General features: G+C 35.2%; 17 protein-coding genes. 3 read left to right on the top strand and 14 right to left on the bottom strand.

Annotated elements, in window-relative coordinates; all coding sequences use genetic code 11:
• Window positions 1–7: 7 nt before the first annotated feature.
• From BUA71_RS17785 to BUA71_RS03790, 6 genes are all read right to left on the bottom strand, one after another.
• Window positions 8–364, bottom strand: coding sequence for a DUF4145 domain-containing protein (locus tag BUA71_RS17785; protein ID WP_245812540.1), 357 nt, complete (start codon window positions 362–364; stop codon window positions 8–10).
• A 53-nt stretch (window positions 365–417) separates the two neighbouring features.
• On the bottom strand, window positions 418–1,002 hold the full coding sequence (locus BUA71_RS03770) for a hypothetical protein (RefSeq protein WP_072876912.1): 585 nt from the start codon (window positions 1,000–1,002) through the stop codon (window positions 418–420).
• A gap of 66 nt (window positions 1,003–1,068) precedes the next feature.
• The gene (locus tag BUA71_RS03775; RefSeq protein WP_072876914.1) at window positions 1,069–2,721 is read right to left on the bottom strand and encodes an ATP-binding protein; all 1,653 of its coding nucleotides are present in this window, start codon (window positions 2,719–2,721) and stop codon (window positions 1,069–1,071) included.
• 49 nt (window positions 2,722–2,770) lie between these two features.
• A complete protein-coding gene (locus BUA71_RS03780; protein ID WP_072876916.1) occupies window positions 2,771–3,964 on the bottom strand; it encodes a restriction endonuclease subunit S in 1,194 nt (397 codons plus the stop codon).
• Complete coding sequence (locus BUA71_RS03785; protein ID WP_072876918.1) at window positions 3,965–5,593, bottom strand: class I SAM-dependent DNA methyltransferase; 1,629 nt, start codon at window positions 5,591–5,593, stop codon at window positions 3,965–3,967.
• 336 nt (window positions 5,594–5,929) lie between these two features.
• Window positions 5,930–6,721, bottom strand: coding sequence for a DUF4393 domain-containing protein (locus tag BUA71_RS03790; RefSeq protein ID WP_072876919.1), 792 nt, complete (start codon window positions 6,719–6,721; stop codon window positions 5,930–5,932).
• Between the two features lie 590 nt (window positions 6,722–7,311).
• On the opposite strand from BUA71_RS03790, the gene BUA71_RS03800 reads away from it, so the two are divergent.
• From BUA71_RS03800 to BUA71_RS17790, 3 genes are all read left to right on the top strand, one after another.
• The gene (locus BUA71_RS03800; RefSeq protein WP_072876923.1) at window positions 7,312–8,769 is read left to right on the top strand and encodes an ATP-dependent nuclease; all 1,458 of its coding nucleotides are present in this window, start codon (window positions 7,312–7,314) and stop codon (window positions 8,767–8,769) included.
• Complete coding sequence (locus BUA71_RS03805) at window positions 8,766–9,617, top strand: HNH endonuclease (RefSeq protein WP_072876925.1); 852 nt, start codon at window positions 8,766–8,768, stop codon at window positions 9,615–9,617. The genes BUA71_RS03800 and BUA71_RS03805 overlap by 4 nt, the downstream gene beginning before the upstream one ends.
• A 613-nt stretch (window positions 9,618–10,230) precedes the next feature.
• Complete coding sequence (locus BUA71_RS17790; RefSeq protein ID WP_245812545.1) at window positions 10,231–10,395, top strand: group II intron maturase-specific domain-containing protein; 165 nt, start codon at window positions 10,231–10,233, stop codon at window positions 10,393–10,395.
• A gap of 318 nt (window positions 10,396–10,713) precedes the next feature.
• Here the strand turns inward: BUA71_RS17790 and BUA71_RS03815 are convergent, their stop codons facing one another.
• The 8 genes from BUA71_RS03815 to BUA71_RS03850 all read right to left on the bottom strand — a co-directional run bounded on the left by BUA71_RS03815 (window position 10,714) and on the right by BUA71_RS03850 (window position 17,157).
• Entirely contained in the window at window positions 10,714–11,637 is a 924-nt protein-coding gene (locus tag BUA71_RS03815) for a hypothetical protein (RefSeq protein ID WP_072876927.1), read from the bottom strand.
• 364 nt (window positions 11,638–12,001) lie between these two features.
• On the bottom strand, window positions 12,002–12,460 hold the full coding sequence (locus BUA71_RS03820) for a DUF6730 family protein (RefSeq protein WP_072876929.1): 459 nt from the start codon (window positions 12,458–12,460) through the stop codon (window positions 12,002–12,004).
• Between the two features lie 17 nt (window positions 12,461–12,477).
• Complete coding sequence (locus BUA71_RS03825) at window positions 12,478–13,344, bottom strand: relaxase/mobilization nuclease domain-containing protein (protein ID WP_072876931.1); 867 nt, start codon at window positions 13,342–13,344, stop codon at window positions 12,478–12,480.
• On the bottom strand, window positions 13,341–13,637 hold the full coding sequence (gene mbpA / locus BUA71_RS03830; protein WP_072876932.1) for a mobilization protein MbpA: 297 nt from the start codon (window positions 13,635–13,637) through the stop codon (window positions 13,341–13,343). Before mbpA ends, BUA71_RS03825 begins: the two co-directional genes overlap by 4 nt.
• A gap of 162 nt (window positions 13,638–13,799) precedes the next feature.
• Window positions 13,800–14,648 carry a toprim domain-containing protein gene (locus BUA71_RS03835; protein WP_072876934.1) on the bottom strand — a complete coding sequence of 283 codons (849 nt, stop codon included), beginning with the start codon at window positions 14,646–14,648 and terminating at the stop codon, window positions 13,800–13,802.
• 200 nt (window positions 14,649–14,848) lie between these two features.
• On the bottom strand, window positions 14,849–16,030 hold the full coding sequence (locus tag BUA71_RS03840; RefSeq protein ID WP_072876936.1) for a VapE domain-containing protein: 1,182 nt from the start codon (window positions 16,028–16,030) through the stop codon (window positions 14,849–14,851).
• 37 nt (window positions 16,031–16,067) lie between these two features.
• Complete coding sequence (locus tag BUA71_RS03845) at window positions 16,068–16,358, bottom strand: helix-turn-helix transcriptional regulator (RefSeq protein ID WP_072876938.1); 291 nt, start codon at window positions 16,356–16,358, stop codon at window positions 16,068–16,070.
• 124 nt (window positions 16,359–16,482) lie between these two features.
• Window positions 16,483–17,157, bottom strand: a complete 675-nt coding sequence (locus tag BUA71_RS03850; protein ID WP_072876940.1) for a hypothetical protein — start codon at window positions 17,155–17,157, stop codon at window positions 16,483–16,485.
• Window positions 17,158–17,221 lie beyond the last annotated feature (64 nt).

Raw genomic sequence — 17,221 nt, forward strand, 5'->3', positions numbered from 1 at the left:
GAAGATGCTAAAAACCGACTAAGAAAAATGAATTCTCGGTGGCCTGTAAGCTATCCTGTTTATTAACCGATTTATTATGAAGCGCAAGATTTCCAGCTTTTCTTATAAGATGCAGATCGTTAATGATCTTTCGCGGCACCTGCTCGTTAAATTTAAAGTCTCGCATTAGCCCGTTTAGGCTGGTATCGTAAGGTAATTCCAATTCGAGATCGTACTCAAACATCCAGTTTACTGCGAGTTCCAACCCCATTCGGGAATAAGCCAGAGAAGTTCGGGGATCGGTCACGGCCAGTTCCTCAGCCTTTGAAAAACGATTAAAAATATTAGGCCATTTTTCTGCAATAAACTGAAAGTTGGAGAGCATTTACTGTAAAATTTATCTGGTTGGTAGTAGGTTCTGTCGCATAAAGATAAAATTTAATATCTACATAAAATAGGAGTACCATAATGCATTCGCCATAGCATCTCCAACTCATTAGCATATTTTTTATAAATCTCTCCAATATCTAATTTGGCAGTCTCTGGAAGTTCTCTTAGAAGTTGATGATTTTCAGCATCGTCAAAATCAAAAAAACTGACTTTCCAATCATTAATATCTAATTTTAGTCCCGCAATATTGATAGTTCCAGTCTTAGTATTATTGCTAATCACTTCCTGATTAATTCTTCCCCTTAAGCCATATGCGCTTCCTTTCTTACATTTGGAATAACCTCCCATTCCATTATATAAGATCCGATATTCTCCATCTTGTATTTTACAAATATGATCCAGTCCATTTCTGTTATGAAGCAATTTTTTAATAGGAACGTGAGCTCCACCCTTATGATCAGTTTGTTTTAATTGATCCAGTGGAGTTTTACACCAAAGCCAATATAAACCACGGCTTCTGGAAGATAATATTTCAGTGCCTTTGCCTCTTCCACGACCGCGAAAATCGGTAAGGGAAACCAGGGTGTCCCGCTGGGATTTATCTATTGCTTCTATTATACTTCTTATTGTCATCTATTGTTTTTACAAGCCTGGTTTCATTTCTATCAACATTTCTATCAACATTTCTATCAACATTTATCAATTATTACCGTAGTTTATGTTGATAGAATATTTTGTCCATCTTTTTTTTCCTTCTTTATTTATTACCCCTTCCTCAAGCATTTCATCTAATTTAACTTTTAGCGTTCTTTGTTTAATCTCGTCACCAATTCGCTTATTGATCTCACTAATAGAACTCACAGGGTAGTTTTTAAGGTCCTCATAAATAAGCTCTTTTAATCGGTGAGGCTCGATACGTTTTAAATTAGTCTTTTCAACAAAATCTGCAACTCTAAGAAATTCTGGATTTACATAGTAGAAAGTCCCTTTAGTTTTCCCTTTTGATTTCACAACTTTCTTTTCTATCAAAGAACCTATCCAGGATGGAAGATTATTAGTTTTTTCTGTATTTAATAATTCGGACAATTCTAATGCAGATATACCATCGTGCTGTGCGATTAAACCCAGGCTTATCATTTCTCTTTGTCTTAACTGTAATTCTTTTGAAGCTTTATCCATTAAACGAAGGACTTCGCTACTAATTATCCTTTTCTTCAAGGTTACTACCACTCTATCATCACCTTCAGAAACTTCCGGAACTTCTTTACCGTTACCCAGCATTAGCTCATATATCTTATCATATCCACTGCCTTCTTTTTCCATTAATTTCAAATCATAGAAGAGCTTGGCAAGAAGAGCATTTCGTTGCACCGATTTATTAAGAATGTTTGTCGGTGTAACCCCTAAGGGTAATAGCCCCGGACTATGAATTTCAAGCCTGTCGGTATATAAATTGATAAAAATATCCCCACGCATCGTATAATTACGATGAGCGAAAGCATTCGCTATTAACTCTCTTATAACTTCTGGAGGATAGTTATAGATGTTTTTTCTGAAAATACCATCTGAAACTTCAATAAATTCATTCCAATCAGGTATTTCATTAAGAATTGCATTTATCAATTCCTTCGGGTTCATGGAGAAATCATCCCATACCTTTTTATAAACCTTATTTTCTTTATCGTTGTATTTTATAAATTGTACAGAAGGAGAATAATGTAGTGTAGCCCTGTGGTTTCTTTTACCTATCCATAGCACTCCAAGATTGGTAAGAAAACCGTCAATAGTCAGGAAATAATGATCTGTTATTTCCTGGGGAGACATTTCTTTTATAAAATTGCTCACCCTTTCAGAAGATTTTATATCCGCTATAAACTGGTTATACTTTTCAATATCACATTCTTCAATTCGAATTTTTCTAACTACCCTTTCTTCCCACACAAACGCATTTCTTTCAGACACCAAACGTTCCAGATCATCGGGAAGAACCGGCTTACATTCATCTGAAACCCTTAAGTAATATTTACCATCTGTAGTACAAGCAACAGATTGGGTGCTTCTGAAAATTTTTAATTCTACATATTCACCACCATTGGAAGCTATCATTTTGGTTGGGGAAATACCAACATATAAGGTCAACGCAGAAATTTTCTTTTGTATTAGTTCTATTGAGCTATCTTTTACTTTCTGACTCTGCGGTGGTAAATCTGAATCATCTTCAACCCCAATTAAAATTTTTCCTCCGGCGGCATTTGCAAAACAAACACAGTCCTTAGCAAGTTCCTTCCAGCTGGCTGTTGGACCCTGAATAATTTTTAACGATTTTTTGTCAAAGAGGCTATTTTCTTTCATTGGAGTAGATAGAATTTCAATATATTAGATTTTCATCATTTTTTCATCTTCAAGCAGTCTCAAACTTCTCTTCCTTTACCAACTCTCCCTTAAACGCTGATTTCAATAAAGCATGGAACAAATTTTCACTTTCTTGAAGCTCCTGTTTTGCCAAATCTTTTTGTTGCTCGATCAAGGCAATTTTTCCGGCAAATTGGTTTTGGAGATCAATGGGAGGCAGAAATATCTGGTAATTTTTAATTAACCCAGCATTTAAATTAGGTTGATTTCCACCTCTTCCCAAACTTCTTAAATCATTGTATGATAGTTTCAAGTATTCATATAAATACGAGAAATTAATTTTATCAGAAGGCTGCAAAACCGCACACGCTTGATTTGTAGCACTATTAACACCTAACATGCCTACTTGCCCTCTAGTTTTTCCTTGGCCATACATAGCAATAATTATTGAACCTTTTGTATAAATTTTACAACTAGAATTTCTTAATCCTTCTTCGGAAATTTTTTCTTCTGTGTCCAGGATTAATTTGGAATTTACCTCACCTGTTTTAACCCAAGGTATATCTCCATTCCAATAACTTTCTGTTTTTCGACTAGGAGTACTCCCAGATGAAATTTTCACAATTGAATCTAAAGCAACTCGTTTGAAAGCTTTCTGTTTCGTCACAGGATCCCCAAACATCTCCAAAAAAATACTTTTCGCAAGCTGGTCATATTCGTCGAGGAGTTGTTTGGTTTTGTCACGCAGGGCAGCGGCATTGTCTAAGATTTCGGCAATGCGTTTTTGGGTTTCTATTAAGGGTAGTGGGATTTTTAAATCTTTAACCATCCTTGCAGATAAATTTTTTAAAGCTACTCCTTTTGCACTATTTAACAGTTTCTCCTTGTTACTATCCAACCAATACCTAAGATATTTTAAGTTCAGTTTCTCATCATCCTTTGCAGTTATTCCCAATATAGCTTGATTACAGGACATTTTATTTTTAGTTATAGCTGTTTTTCCCACAGAGCCATACATAGCCAGAAATAAAGTCTCAGATTCAAATACTCTATTACGAATATTTTTCAATCCTAGAGTAGTTATTTTTTCTTCGGTATCGTAGATAAATCCATCACCTGCTTTCTCTAAATCTGAAATTTTAGCCCATTTAACCTCGCCTTTATAAAAAGAGCTGTTTTTTCTACTTGGAGTTCCCCCACTACTAATATTACAGATTTCCTTTAATTCTACTAATTCAATCATTTATCGCAGCTTTTGAATTAAAGCATTTCTTTCCTCTCCTAACTTTAAAATTCTTTCAAGAATCACTTCTGGCTTATCATATTCCACTTCCTCATAAACAATTTCCTTATAGCGGTTAATGGAGAGGTCCCAATCATTTTCCGTGATCTCCCTTAGCGGCACTAGGAAACTTTGGGAGGTGCGGTCGCTGTAATTATGGGTATAGGTGTTTTCCATAAATTTATCAAACCCAAGATTATCAGGAGTGTCCTGAACCTGTAAAACATCACCTTCTTTTGTATGCATTTTTCCCCAATAATCACTCTTTAAATAGCGGTAATGATCCAGGATTTGCGGCAGGTTAAAGTTTTCGTGAGCCTGCGCCATTTGCTCCAGCTTTTTTGCGCTAAAGTCTCCTTTGGATTGTGAAAACGCGTCAAAAAGTTCTTCATCTACCAACAAGTTTCTTTTATCGTCCAGCGATTTGCCGTCGGCCTTCATATCGTAAAACCAAACATAATCGGTTCCACCGCTATTGGTTTTGGTAAAGATCATAATGGCGGTACTTACCCCGGCATAGGGTTTAAAAACCCCGCTGGGCATAGAGATCACGGCTTCCAGTTTATGGTTGTCTATAATTTCTTTGCGGATACCTTTATGCGCATTACTACTGCCAAAAAGCACGCCATCGGGAACTATTACTGCGGCACGACCACCGGTCTTTAACTGGCGGAGCATAAGTGCCAGGAAAAGCAACTCGGTTTTGGTTGTATTAGTGATATTCTTTAGACTGGGCGAAATAGTTTCCTTATCGATCTTTCCCTTAAATGGCGGATTGGCCAGAATAAGTGAATAAGCGTCGGCTACGCTATTGTCTTTAGAAAGTGCATCAACATCGTAAATATTGGGCTCCTGTACGCCGTGCAGGTAGAGATTCATAGATGCGATACGCAGCATTGTAGAATCGAATTCCATCCCGTTGAACATCTTTTTATCAAGATATTCGCGGTGATCGTCAATTTCGGTAAAGCTGTAATGCTGGTCTATATATTCCTTTGCCGCCACTAAAAATCCCGCGGTACCGGCAGAAGGATCACAAATGGAATCTTCCAGGGAAGGTTCCATTAAAGCGACCATCAATTTAATGATATGTCGTGGAGTTCGAAACTGCCCCGAGGTGCCACCGCCCTCCATTTTGGAAAGCATATATTCATAGATATCGCCCTTCGCATCCTGGTTATTCATATCTATGGTTTCCAACTGATCCATTACCGAGTCCAAAAGTTGGGGCTTGGTAATTCCAAAACTGGCATTTCGCATGTGGGTGGCAAACATACTTTTTTCGGCCCCAAGATTTCTAATAAAGGGGAAGATACCGTCTTTATTATCGATAAAAAGTTGATGCCTTTCATCTACAGACATTTCTTTAAGGTTCTTCCAGCGAAATTGTTGCTGCTTAGTTCCAAAAATGGATTTTATCTCGAATCCGCGCCGCGCTTTAAGCTCATTTCGGGTTTCAATTTCATCAAGATTTTTAATAAAGATGAGATAGGTAAGTTGTTCTACGATAACTATGGTATTGGAAATCCCATTATTCCAGAAGGTTTCCCATATTTTATCGACTTTAGATTTATGGTCGGTGGTAATCATACTTCGCTGCGGGCTTATTTTTTTGTTAAAGATAAAAATTTATTATAGGATTCTGATGTGGAAAACTCTAAGTTCGTTAGTCGCATTCCAGGGTTACTTTTTCAAATCGATATCGGCTTTTGCCATTTTGGTAGGTGGGTCTTATGTAGTTTTAATTAAGCAGCCTTGAATTTATTATTTGCCTGCGGAAATATTCCTGTAGGGTGGAAACACAACAAATATACGGGAAAAGGAGAATGTTTTTATTGATCAAAATCTAACAAGCTTAATCAATACTCCGCCCAAGTGCGGAGGTATTTAATATTAGTCCTACGAACTCCTAGTTATTAACGACAATTACTTACATGCTTCTTTAAATTGCCTGCCATAATCATTCAAGTAAAATATACTCTTCGTTCCACTGATTTCTAAATTCATATGGGGATGTAATTTTTTGAACTTTTCAAGTACATCTAATAAGAATCGAGAATTCTTAATTTTTTCATAGCCATCTTTTCCTGCGGTTCTATCAAACATTAATTCTATTAAACCAAATTTGCTTAACCTAATAAAGCTTGAAGAAATTTCTGTCTCAGAATAGTTTTTTAAAGTCCAACCTGCATACCATTCGGGAGTTGCGTTTGTGAAGGATTTCCCCTGTCCTTTGACTGTAATAGTTGGATTAAAGATTTTCTGATAGTTTCCGTCAGCTTTTGATATTTTATCAAACATCTTAACGTCTAAAGAATTCATTTGTTTTATTAATTCTACAAATGAGGGGTGAACAATTTTATCTTTTCTACTATCCATAGAGTTTCCTAATAAGTTAAGATACATTTCTCGTAAAGTCTCATTTTGTGCAGTATAGCGTAAAGATTCAATTGCAGGAACAGCAATTTCTGGATCAGGAGTTTTTCTCTTGTTCTCTGGAATGTTTTCTATTCTCTTTTTAACTCCCTCTTCAATTATTTTTTCTATCTGTTCCCAGCCCCATAACATTCCTCTTAAAGGAGCCAATAATGCTTTAACAGTCCTGCCTGTTACATTTCCTACTTCTTGAGCTGCTGGTTTAGCTATATCTTTATATACCTCGGGTACTACAGCTTTAGCTTCCTTAATAATTTCTTTAGAAGATTCAGGATCTATCATATATTTTTGATTTCATTGCTACTCACTTATGATTAAGCATAAATTACAGAGAAAATATAATAAAAATTAGCAACTTAAACATTTTCTTACTTGGTTTCCAAAATTACAATTTTTCAATTAAACCCGTCTTTATTTGCGATGTCATCCTTTAGTCCTAAGTTAGCTAATATTAAACAAGCAGATATTTTTCTTAAGACATCGTATTTAATATTTTTCTGGAATAGAGCCCACAATATCATGTATAAGTTTATCGCTTTTGTTAACCAAAAGCTCTTACTTTCATAATACTTAGCCAAAAGAGCTAAGAACTTACAGATAATGATTTGTTTTTATAGGAATTAAAACTAAGGGAAACATAGACTGAATTCTCCTTATAACTAAATATAATGCAAATTTAGAACTGAAAAAGAAGGACAAAAAGAAGAAAAAATAAGATGGAAAAAATTAACTACACGTACAAACCTTGATCTTTGGAGAAAAGCAATTTTAAACAGAAAATTTTCGCATAGACCAAAATTATCTGGTTTAAAAAATAATTATATCTTGCTATTTTTCAAATGAGATTAAAAAAAGTGAAATCTTAATCTGAAATGAGTACTTTAAACTTTTACTTAGATGGAAAGTCTGCACCTAAAGGGGAATCAAATTTCTTTTATTTGAGCGGTTCTTCATGGGATGATTATACTAGTAGAACGTCCTTTTACTTATATTTTTCTGGCAATAATTCTCGTGTGGATATTCCAATAGGATCATTAAAACTTATGCATTTTGAAGAAGATACCACAAAAGATATTTTACCCAAAAAATTTGAGACTCTTCCATTTAATGAATATTGTTCTCTTGGACAAGATTTAGAATACTATTTGACTCTGAAAAGAAATTTTCCGGAAGACTATTATCAAATCCTAAAAGCACTTAATGACGCAGCTTTTTTTGATAGTATAGCAGATAATTTCAGGCACCATCATAGATTTAAACATTCTTTACTTCGAAATAGTGAAGCAGAGAAGGCTTTTTATGAAGCTAAAAAAGATTTAGAAGGTGAAAGGATTGAAAGAAATTTTGTTTTTACTTATCAGACTTCGGTTAGGAACTCTACCGAACCGCATATCGTTGAATTTAATTTTGATACTAAATCTAAGCTTCCAAACCGAATTGTTGGTATAATAGGAGAAAATGGTACTGGGAAAACTCAGCTGCTAGCAAATCTGGCGATGGATCTCAGTGGTAATGGTGATTTAACCAGTAAAAAAGTTGCATTTTCAAATGAAAGGCCTTTATTCAGCAAAGTTATTGCTATATCTTATAGCATCTTTGATAAATTTGCTAGACCAGAAGCTGATCATTCATTTAGCTATAAATATTGTGGGCTAAAGGATATAGAGGGTAAATTGCTATCTACAGAAAGCATTCACCAGAATTACAATGATTCAATTGGGAGGATAAAAGTATATCGTCGAGAAAAACACTGGTATGAAACTGTCAGTACTATTATTGGCGAACACCAAACAGAAGAATTATATGAAAGTCTATTACATGAAGGAGATTTTGAAGCTTTGGATAGGTTAAGTTCTGGCCAAATTTTCCTTGTGTATGTTTTAACTCAACTGATTGGTAATATTAAACCAAATTCTTTAGTACTGTTTGACGAACCAGAAATGCATCTCCATCCTAACGCAATTTCCAACTTAATCAGGTCCTTGGATAATCTGTTGACAAAATTTGATTCGTACGCCATTATAGCTACACATTCACCTATAATAATTCAAGAAATACCTTCAAAGTTTATAAAGGTATTTAGCAGAGAAGGTGATACACCATATATCTACGATCTGAATGTCGAGAGTTTTGGTGAAAGTATAGAAATACTTTCACAGGAAGTTTTTAAAACTAAAGATGTAGAAGACAATTATAAAAAATTCTTCAAGCGAATTTCTAAGCAAATGTCATATAAACAAGTATTGAAACTCTTTCATAATAGCTTAAGCCTTAATGCTAAATCCTATCTTATAAGCCTATATAAAAACCCAGGAAAAGAATTGGAATGATCAATTTGAGACCCCTCGAAACTTGCTCTCACTATGAATTCGATCAGATACATCGTTCAAAGAATGATCCTACATTTTCAAAATTATCATCGATCCGAAATGAAATTAGGGAGAGATACAACGAATATCATAAATATTTTGATAATAATAATTTAGAAAAGTTATCTGATTCTCCCTTTGTAGGAGGGAAAAAGGATGCTTTGAAACATTGTTATGAATCTCCTGTAAAGGCCTTGAATAATCTGAAAATCAGAATCAAAAAAAATCAACCAGATTTAATTAAGGGAATCTGTCAATTTTGCGGTATGGATAGCGATAATACTTTCGACCATTATCTGCCCAAAGAGGATTTCCCGGAGTTCAATATTAATCATCGAAATTTGATTCCTTGTTGCTATACGTGTAATCAATTAAAAAATGAATATTGGCTAGATAACAAAAATAAACGAGGTATTATTAATTTATATACAGACACAATACCACTGAGTCAGTTCCTGTTCATTGATATTAAAATTATTAATGGGCTACCGATTGGGGTGTATTCCATAAAAAATGGAGAAGGAAAGGTAGACAAAGCACTTTATAAGGTAATAAAAGACCATTTTCATAGGCTGAAATTGATAGAGCGTTACAATGAACGATTTTCTAACACTTTCTTTAAAATTATAAATTCAATTAAATATATAATTAGAGCGGGATTACCTTCATCCCAAATAGAATTTTTTTTAAAGGAGGAGGTGAATAATGATATTCATGATTTTGGAGTTAATCATCACATCACTACAACTAAGAAGCACATTTATGAAAACAAGGAGCTATTTAAAAAAATTATTCAAATTTATAGGTAGAATTGAAATATTAGCTAAAATATAAACTTGATTTATTCAATAACTCCCAGTTACCGCAATTATAATATATTTTTGTAACAAAGTAAGGGGTAATTTTGATAAATATTGTAACGAAATAGGGGTAAATATCAGGCCTTCCATTTCTACAAACATTTACTTTTTTCATCTGGAGCATTTTCCTTTTGCTTTACCTGAAAATGGAAGAATTGTTTAGATCAAAATAAACAAATTGATCCGTTTTTCATTTACTTCTTTCAGCGCCTTCACATTACCTTTTGATGCCATCGTTCCTTCAAGGTTTAAAATTAAAGAGGAGTTATAAATAGGGCACCGGTTTATGCACTCCGGTTAATTTTAAATCTTGTTTATTCAGCATCAAAAGGAAAGGTGATGTTGAATACCTTAATGATATACTGAAATTATGAGCGGACTTTTAAGTTAGTATGCAGCGGACTTGAGGAAAAAAGCTTTACGGATTTTTTCTTTTTGTAAGCTATATTCTAAGCTTTTTCCCTCGTGTCCAAGAATTTTTGTAATGAACCTCTTTTCCTGCAACGAAGCTTTTGCGCAGAGAAAGGAAATGTGGTGAATGGTTTTTTAGGTGAAATCGGTCGTGTTGAGTTTTGAAGAACATATCCAACGAATTAACCTACTACTTCGGGGCTGGATAAATTACTTCAGACCAGCATCGATTCAAGAAAAGCTTAAAAAGCTGGAAGAATGGCTTAGGAATCGTTTACGGTATTGCATTTGGCATCATTGGAGGGTGGAGCGTTAAGAAAATGTCCGGTGGACATTTTTAGCGAACGAGCCAGCATGTCGCGATGGCCTGCGAAAGCGGAAAAACCTGATTCGCTTAAGGATTGACTATGATCACGCCTATGCTTGGAGCCGTACCAGAATGGGCGGTTGGGCAGTAGCTCAAAGTCCTATTTTGCGTACCACCATTACCGTAGAACGCTTAAAAATGAAAGGTTATGTTAGTTTAATCGAATACTATAATCGATAAGTTTCATTATTGAACCTCGATATACGAGACCCGTACTTTGGTTTGAGGGGTGCACTCCGTCATTTAATGGCGGAGCCATCCAATCGATTAGCAGTAGAGCTTTTCTTTTCGGAACGGTTCTAATCTCAAATCTATTGATGCAAATAAACAAATAGACATTATTATAAATGCTAATGAATGAAAATCTTTGTCTGCAAATGGATTCCTGTGTTTGTTCGGTTTTCCCATTGAAAAATGAGATAAATTTCCTCTTAATTCAACTAAGAAATGTATTATACCATTTTCGTCAGCTTTTTTATTATACTTTTCACAAGTAGTAATAAACCATTCATAATGTACATCTTTCATTTCTTTCAGTCTTAAAACTACTGAATTAATAGATTTTTTTAGGATTATTGATTTTTTAAATTCCGATTTAACCTTTTCATTTTTAAATTGATTGTTAGCGAAAAAACCTTCTAGCATTAGATAAAAATTTATAAAAGCTTCTTGATATTGAAAACTATGATAATAATTCACACCAGCTCTATAAAATGAAAAAGGTAAAGATAAATGTTGTAATTGCTTTCTATATAAAACGGTATTTCTAAGCCAATCTTTCGATATAATTTTAGGCTGAATATTGTAATTCAGATTTCTAGAGTATTCTCTAATTGGCAATTCTTTTTCTTCTAACTCATTTTCTGGTGTCCATATTATTTTGCAATTATCCCAATTAATTTTTTTAATTCCTTTGTCAATTGCTCCAAAAGATTCAATATGCTTTAAAATTTCAATTTGTTCATTAATATAATCTTCTTTAGGTAAAATGATTGAACTTATATTATTCTTATTAAGTTCTATTTTTGGAAGAAATTCTAAATAATTAGTAATTTTTTTATTTATTGAAATAATAGGTTTTTCTATTTCCGAATTGGATTCGATATTAATTTCATAAGGATGAAGTTTGAATTTCATATCTTCTTCAAATAATAAATTTCCTAAAATTTCTGTTTCAATTTTTATTTGCATCTAAATTCAGAAGTTTGATTGGTGCTTTACTGCTAACGGCAGTCTGTCTCAAAACTACCAATTAATTCTCTTAAAAATAATATTTTTCTTATTTTGATGAAATTTATCGGTGTGCCAACATTTTTTGAAAATTGCTTTTACGTGCCCAAAAACAGTTTAAAATGAGGGACAGTAGCAGCTCTAATTGATACATAGTGTTTTTGACAGCCGTAAAGCTGAGTTCATTCTTCTTAACTAACTTCAAGATCCTTTTCAAGTTATAAGCCAGTTTTTTACTAAAAAATTCCAGTAAATAAATACCATTTTACTGGTACTTTCGAGCCATTTCCTGGAAATTTTAGTAAATTCTCGACAAGGTGAATTGTCAATACAAATCCTGATTTTTTGTTTCCAACCATTGGCAATAGTCATCTTTAGTTTTAGGATTTTCCGAAAAATATTCCTGATAACGAGATTCCTGGTTTTGCATTATTTGGTACACTTCAAACTGCTCCTGCTTTGCTGTTTTAGTAGCATAACCGAAATAACCCAGAAGCCCCAGGGCAAGTGTTCCCAATATTCCGAAGAGGTAGAAGATATAATTGGGAAGTAGCCTGGCGTGTTTCAGTTTTTTATCGATGCTTTTTAGCACATCCTGCTGTACTTCATTTTTCGCTTCTTGTTTTTCCAGAAAAATGTTCAGCTTATTTTCCAAAGCCTCGGTGCTAATGGGAATACTCAAATGGCCTAACTGTTTGGAAAGCAATTGAAGTTTTAGGATTGCTGTTTTAAAGTCCGCCATCTCATCGGTCATCAGCTCCATAATTTCATCTAGTTTTTTCATAATTTCTATTGTTCGTTTTAAAAGCCTATTCCGGCATCCAGGCTTCTTTTAATTACTTTTTTGATCAGGCTTTTGGCTATTTTAGCGGCCATATTGGTGCTAAGTTGCACGGTGCTATTCATTAGGTTTAAGCTTTTTGGCACCTCTGCTATTTTCGTCAATCCGGCGTTTCTGGTGATTTCCGTAGTTAATTTGCCTCCGGTCATCGACCGGTGTATCTCACTGCCCTTTAGGTTCACTCCTTTATATTCAAACCGGAAGCCTTGCAGCTGGTTGGATTTGTTGATGCAGGGAATCACTTTTACCTGCCGGGCTTTCATTTTGTGCATGTATTCATTTAAAGATTTTGGTCTGGATTCCAATACCCGATCATTGATTTGTTTCATTGCTTGTCGCTGCCACTTTACTTCCTGTATTTTTTCTTGTTGAACTTCCTGAACCCTTTTTAATCCAAGCTGTTTTGCTACTTCTTCGGCCGCCAGCTGACTTCGTTTGCCAATAAAGCTGTCATTGTAGGTCTTGCCATCAAAGCCAATTCTGTTGGTATAGATATGCACGTGGGTATGTGCTTTGTCCCGATGCACAAAGCCAATAGACTGATTGTTTTCTAGTTTCATCTCCTTTAAAAATCGTTTAGCCAGTTCTCCCAGATCTTTTTTGCTTAAATCCTTGCCGTCCTCAATCGTTGGACTAACGATAAAGCTCAAGGTGTTTTTACTACACCGCTCATTTTGCGACTGGATTATCTTAAACTCCTCCGCAATTTCCCGGGGATTATCTCCGGCCAAATATTCCTTAAGCACAACTTCGGCCTCTTTCTCCTGGTTCCAGCCGTAATCTAAAGCTGCTCCGGTGCTCGCTATGGCATGTCCTTTCCCAATCATTTTTTAAAGGTTTTAAGGTGGTTTCTAATTTCGGTTGCCAGGAGTTTTACTTCCCGGGCCAATATGGGATCCCGGTATTTAAACATATTGGCAATCCGGGTAAAATTGTTTTTATATTCCACCAGTAGCTGGTAACATTCCAGCTGCTCTGGGGTGATTCGTTCTACGATGTTCTTCTGAAAAGCAGTATCACGCAGATATTCAGAAAGGGAAATTCCCGCTTTGGCCGCTCTTTTCTTGAGTAGCTTTTTCTCGTAAATCGAGCAGCGTATCTGAATATATTCTCGTTTCATTTTTCTTTTTTTCCTTTGCAACCTCCGGGCGAAAAGCAAGAATGTCATTACAATGACACATCTTGCTTTCCTACTCCAAATGAAATTCTGCCTTTTGGAGCTGCGCCGGTGTTATTATTCCATTTCGTTTCATTTGTTAGGTTTCCATTTCCAGGGTTTTTCCTACTTCAATTTTTCATTGAGATCTTTATACCCACTATAAGCATCACTATAATCGGTGACATTGTCAAATTGGTTTAAAAGCGAAAAGGCTGCTTTTTTACCTGCCTCGTCATTATCCAGATAAAGCAAAACACGGTCATACTCGGGAATTAAAACCTTGATCCGGTCGATAAATGCGATGGAGTTTAAAATGATACAGTCTGAATTTTGTACTAAATCTTCATCGATTGTTGCCAGGGATAGAAAATCAAACATCCCTTCGGTAACAAGAAGTTGCTTAGAATTTCTATTGAAAAAGGTATAGGTCTTCGGGCTACTGGATGTTTTATAGTACTTATTTCTCAGTTCCCAGCCACCCAGGTGATTTTGAAGTCCAATTGCAAAAAACCGTTTTCCTTTAAAGCTATACCAAACCTGCCTGCAGTAGTTCCTACCAATTTCAAAAGGGATATTTCGGGATTTTAAATATTCAACTAATGCTCTCGAATGAATAATTTGTACCTCTAGGATTTGAATTTTGTTTTCTTTTGAATGACGCTCAATAGCTGGCGGGTTAAAAGAAAAAGAATCCATATCGCTCTTTAAAAATTCCAGCGCCTCTCTTACAGACCAGAATTTGATAAGCATAAGAAGATCTATGGTATTTCCGCCTTTTCCGAGTCCAAAATCAAACCACAGGTTTTTAATTAAAGAAACGCTAAAAGAGGCTTGTGTTTCTGACCGCAAGGGACTCAGAAACCAAGCTTCTTTTTCCGTTGTTCTGGTGGAAAAGTGTCCTAATTTTGCAAGTGTTTTTACAATGCAAATATTACGGGCACTTTTACACGATATGTTGTTGTTTAAGTTCATTTTTTTAGTTTTTAATTACCTATTTACCCAAGGCCTGTAAATACAAGGGTTTTGTTCTTTTTTGAGTCTTTTTCCTATCTACCCTAATTACCCGAGGGGTAGATAGGGGTAGATAGTTTTGTTTGTCTATTTACCCCGTGAAACCATCTTTGTTAATGGGCGCTACCAGACTTTTGGGTAATTAGGGTAAATAGATTCTATTAAATTTCTAATGGAGAGTTCCTAAATTTTGGTTTGATTAGGTAGCCATAACTCCCATTTTCGCGGGACTTAACTCTTTCAAAGTTTAAAGCTTTTAGCGCTCTTCCCATATAATACATGTTCAACCGTGGATTGATAACATTAAGTTGCAACACAATATCTGATGCAGTCTTAAAATCATTTGGATCTGAACTTCGCAGGTAATACTTCACCAAGAGTTCTTCTTCCATACTGGCTTCGCGATAGGTTTTGTTCCTTTCTTCGTTTGCTGCAATATCAGCTATGGTCAATTCTGCACAGAAATGTTCATCCACATAGGCCAGGTAATAAGCCTGCGCCCAGACCTTATCAATTTTGACTTCTTTAGAATAAGTGAAGTCAATTTTACCATTAAGCTCAAAGCATAACCAACGCACAGAACCGGTTTCATCATTCAGAAATGTTGCCCTATTTGTAGATCCTATAAAACTGCAGGTTCTTCGCAGGTTTGAGTTTTTACGGTCATAGGGGAGTCTTTCATTGATCATCGTTTTAGAGAAATACGCTTTCAGGGCATTTATTTCTCTTTTAGCCAGCACAGATAATTCATCTAAATTGATAATGAAATTCCTGGTAAGTTGTATCCTGGCATCTTTATCCGTGGTCATATCTTCAGCAAAATACCTGGATAAGCCAGGGGGACATAGAAAACGGCACCAGGTAGATTTCCCCGAGTTTTGCTCTGAATGTACCAGTACCAAACATTGCTTATTGAAATAATTCTCTTCCAGTGCGCCCTTAACCGTTCTTACCAGCCATTTTCTTAAATGATAAAGAAACTGCTCCGGTTCTTTGACTGGGACGTAGGAAGCGAGTTTTCTTATATGATCTCCACCAGTCCATCTAGGTAGCTTTTCGAAATATTCGGTAATAGGATTAAATCTCGGGATTAGGTTTGATCTTAAGTAAATATCCAGTTTTCCCGGGTTAATCTCTATGTTTGATTTTGCTAACTCTATAAGTAGGGAGTTCACTTCAAAATCTTCCCAGGTGTTTGACTCCTTAATGGAAATCTGAAACTCGTGGGATATTTCATTAAACCGAATGTTATATTTTTCAGAAACATATTCCTCTACAGCATCGTAGATTGTTTTCTTCTTCTGTTCAGAAACCTGATAAAGTTTAAGTTCGTTCTTTTTCATTTTTAACTTATTTAAAAGATGACTAAAAGGTGAAAACCTATTTCCGGTTTTTTATCAGGGTCTTATTGAACTGATCTTCCAGGTATGCATCAGATAGGTCTGGCTCTCCCATAAGCCAGGCATCAATAGTATCTTTATTGAAGAATTTCTGCCGAATGTTCGGGTTATTGCTGGTAGGGATCAGTTTTAAATGGGTAAGCTTATAGATCTTACTCTTGGAAAGTCCGGTATATTGTACCAAATCTTCCACGTTCATTACTTTCTTGGTATGGGAAAGCAAGACTTTAATATCTTCCAATAAACCCACAATTTCTTGTTGCTCATTCATAATATTCGTATTTAAAATTAAAATGAGTAAAAGGCCTTTTACGTTTTTGTACAAGACAAACATATGACACCAAGTGCCTGAAAGTCAATAGCGTAAATGAAATAAGAAGATGATTATGCTATAATTATTCTTTACCGAGCATCTGGCGGATAAACTTTCGTTGGTTACGGGAATTAATTTTTTCCTGATCGCCTTTCCAGGCAGAAAAACTCGTTTTTAAGGTATTTTCTTTTAGGGGTTCATTGTTCATTAAAAAGGAATTCATCAGTAATTGGAAGAAGCTACGTTTTCGCTCTCCGGTGAAATCCTGAATTCCGCCAACAAGCAATTCATCGAAGAGTACAAACAGGATACGATGGTTGGCAGAGTCACCACTTTTGTTCCCCATTGTAAAATTGATCTTGCTTTGAACCTGCCTGCCTTTCATCAACCTGATAAACTGACTTTTGGAGGCTTCATCAAGATTAATATAATTAAACCTTAACTGGTGTTTTTTAATAGCTTCTACCTTAAAATTATGATGATCGGTCTCCAGGTGTTTATTGGATTCGTAGACAATAGCTGCCCAAAGCATAACCAGCCCGAGAACCACCAGTAAAATCAGGAAGATTAGATAATTGTCTGTTATAAAACTAAAGCCAAAAAATAAGCTGAAGGCTAGAATAATAAAAATGAAAAGTGCTAAAAGGAATAGAATAAGGTTGGTGGCATTCCCGTCTATTTTTTCTTCAAGGAAATAATTTATTCCAGATCTCCATCTGGCAAGTAACTTTCCAGATTTTAGAATAAATTTCTCCATAGCTTTCAGTTATTCAGAATACTAAATATAACCAAAAGAAAAATAAACAGGTCTTCCCGGGATG

Source organism: Salegentibacter echinorum, assembly GCF_900129445.1.
Lineage (GTDB): Bacteria > Bacteroidota > Bacteroidia > Flavobacteriales > Flavobacteriaceae > Salegentibacter > Salegentibacter echinorum.

What these genes read in the sequence shown, in the direction of transcription:
- BUA71_RS17785 (WP_245812540.1), bottom strand. Translation starts at nt 364, where the DNA reads ATGCTCTCCAACTTTCAGTTTATTGCAGAAAAATGGCCTAATATTTTT.
- BUA71_RS03770 (WP_072876912.1), bottom strand. Translation starts at nt 1,002, where the DNA reads ATGACAATAAGAAGTATAATAGAAGCAATAGATAAATCCCAGCGGGAC.
- BUA71_RS03775 (WP_072876914.1), bottom strand. Translation starts at nt 2,721, where the DNA reads ATGAAAGAAAATAGCCTCTTTGACAAAAAATCGTTAAAAATTATTCAG.
- BUA71_RS03780 (WP_072876916.1), bottom strand. Translation starts at nt 3,964, where the DNA reads ATGATTGAATTAGTAGAATTAAAGGAAATCTGTAATATTAGTAGTGGG.
- BUA71_RS03785 (WP_072876918.1), bottom strand. Translation starts at nt 5,593, where the DNA reads ATGATTACCACCGACCATAAATCTAAAGTCGATAAAATATGGGAAACC.
- BUA71_RS03790 (WP_072876919.1), bottom strand. Translation starts at nt 6,721, where the DNA reads ATGATAGATCCTGAATCTTCTAAAGAAATTATTAAGGAAGCTAAAGCT.
- BUA71_RS03800 (WP_072876923.1), top strand. Translation starts at nt 7,312, where the DNA reads ATGAGTACTTTAAACTTTTACTTAGATGGAAAGTCTGCACCTAAAGGG.
- BUA71_RS03805 (WP_072876925.1), top strand. Translation starts at nt 8,766, where the DNA reads ATGATCAATTTGAGACCCCTCGAAACTTGCTCTCACTATGAATTCGAT.
- BUA71_RS03815 (WP_072876927.1), bottom strand. Translation starts at nt 11,637, where the DNA reads ATGCAAATAAAAATTGAAACAGAAATTTTAGGAAATTTATTATTTGAA.
- BUA71_RS03820 (WP_072876929.1), bottom strand. Translation starts at nt 12,460, where the DNA reads ATGAAAAAACTAGATGAAATTATGGAGCTGATGACCGATGAGATGGCG.
- BUA71_RS03825 (WP_072876931.1), bottom strand. Translation starts at nt 13,344, where the DNA reads ATGATTGGGAAAGGACATGCCATAGCGAGCACCGGAGCAGCTTTAGAT.
- mbpA (WP_072876932.1), bottom strand. Translation starts at nt 13,637, where the DNA reads ATGAAACGAGAATATATTCAGATACGCTGCTCGATTTACGAGAAAAAG.
- BUA71_RS03835 (WP_072876934.1), bottom strand. Translation starts at nt 14,648, where the DNA reads ATGAACTTAAACAACAACATATCGTGTAAAAGTGCCCGTAATATTTGC.
- BUA71_RS03840 (WP_072876936.1), bottom strand. Translation starts at nt 16,030, where the DNA reads ATGAAAAAGAACGAACTTAAACTTTATCAGGTTTCTGAACAGAAGAAG.
- BUA71_RS03845 (WP_072876938.1), bottom strand. Translation starts at nt 16,358, where the DNA reads ATGAATGAGCAACAAGAAATTGTGGGTTTATTGGAAGATATTAAAGTC.
- BUA71_RS03850 (WP_072876940.1), bottom strand. Translation starts at nt 17,157, where the DNA reads ATGGAGAAATTTATTCTAAAATCTGGAAAGTTACTTGCCAGATGGAGA.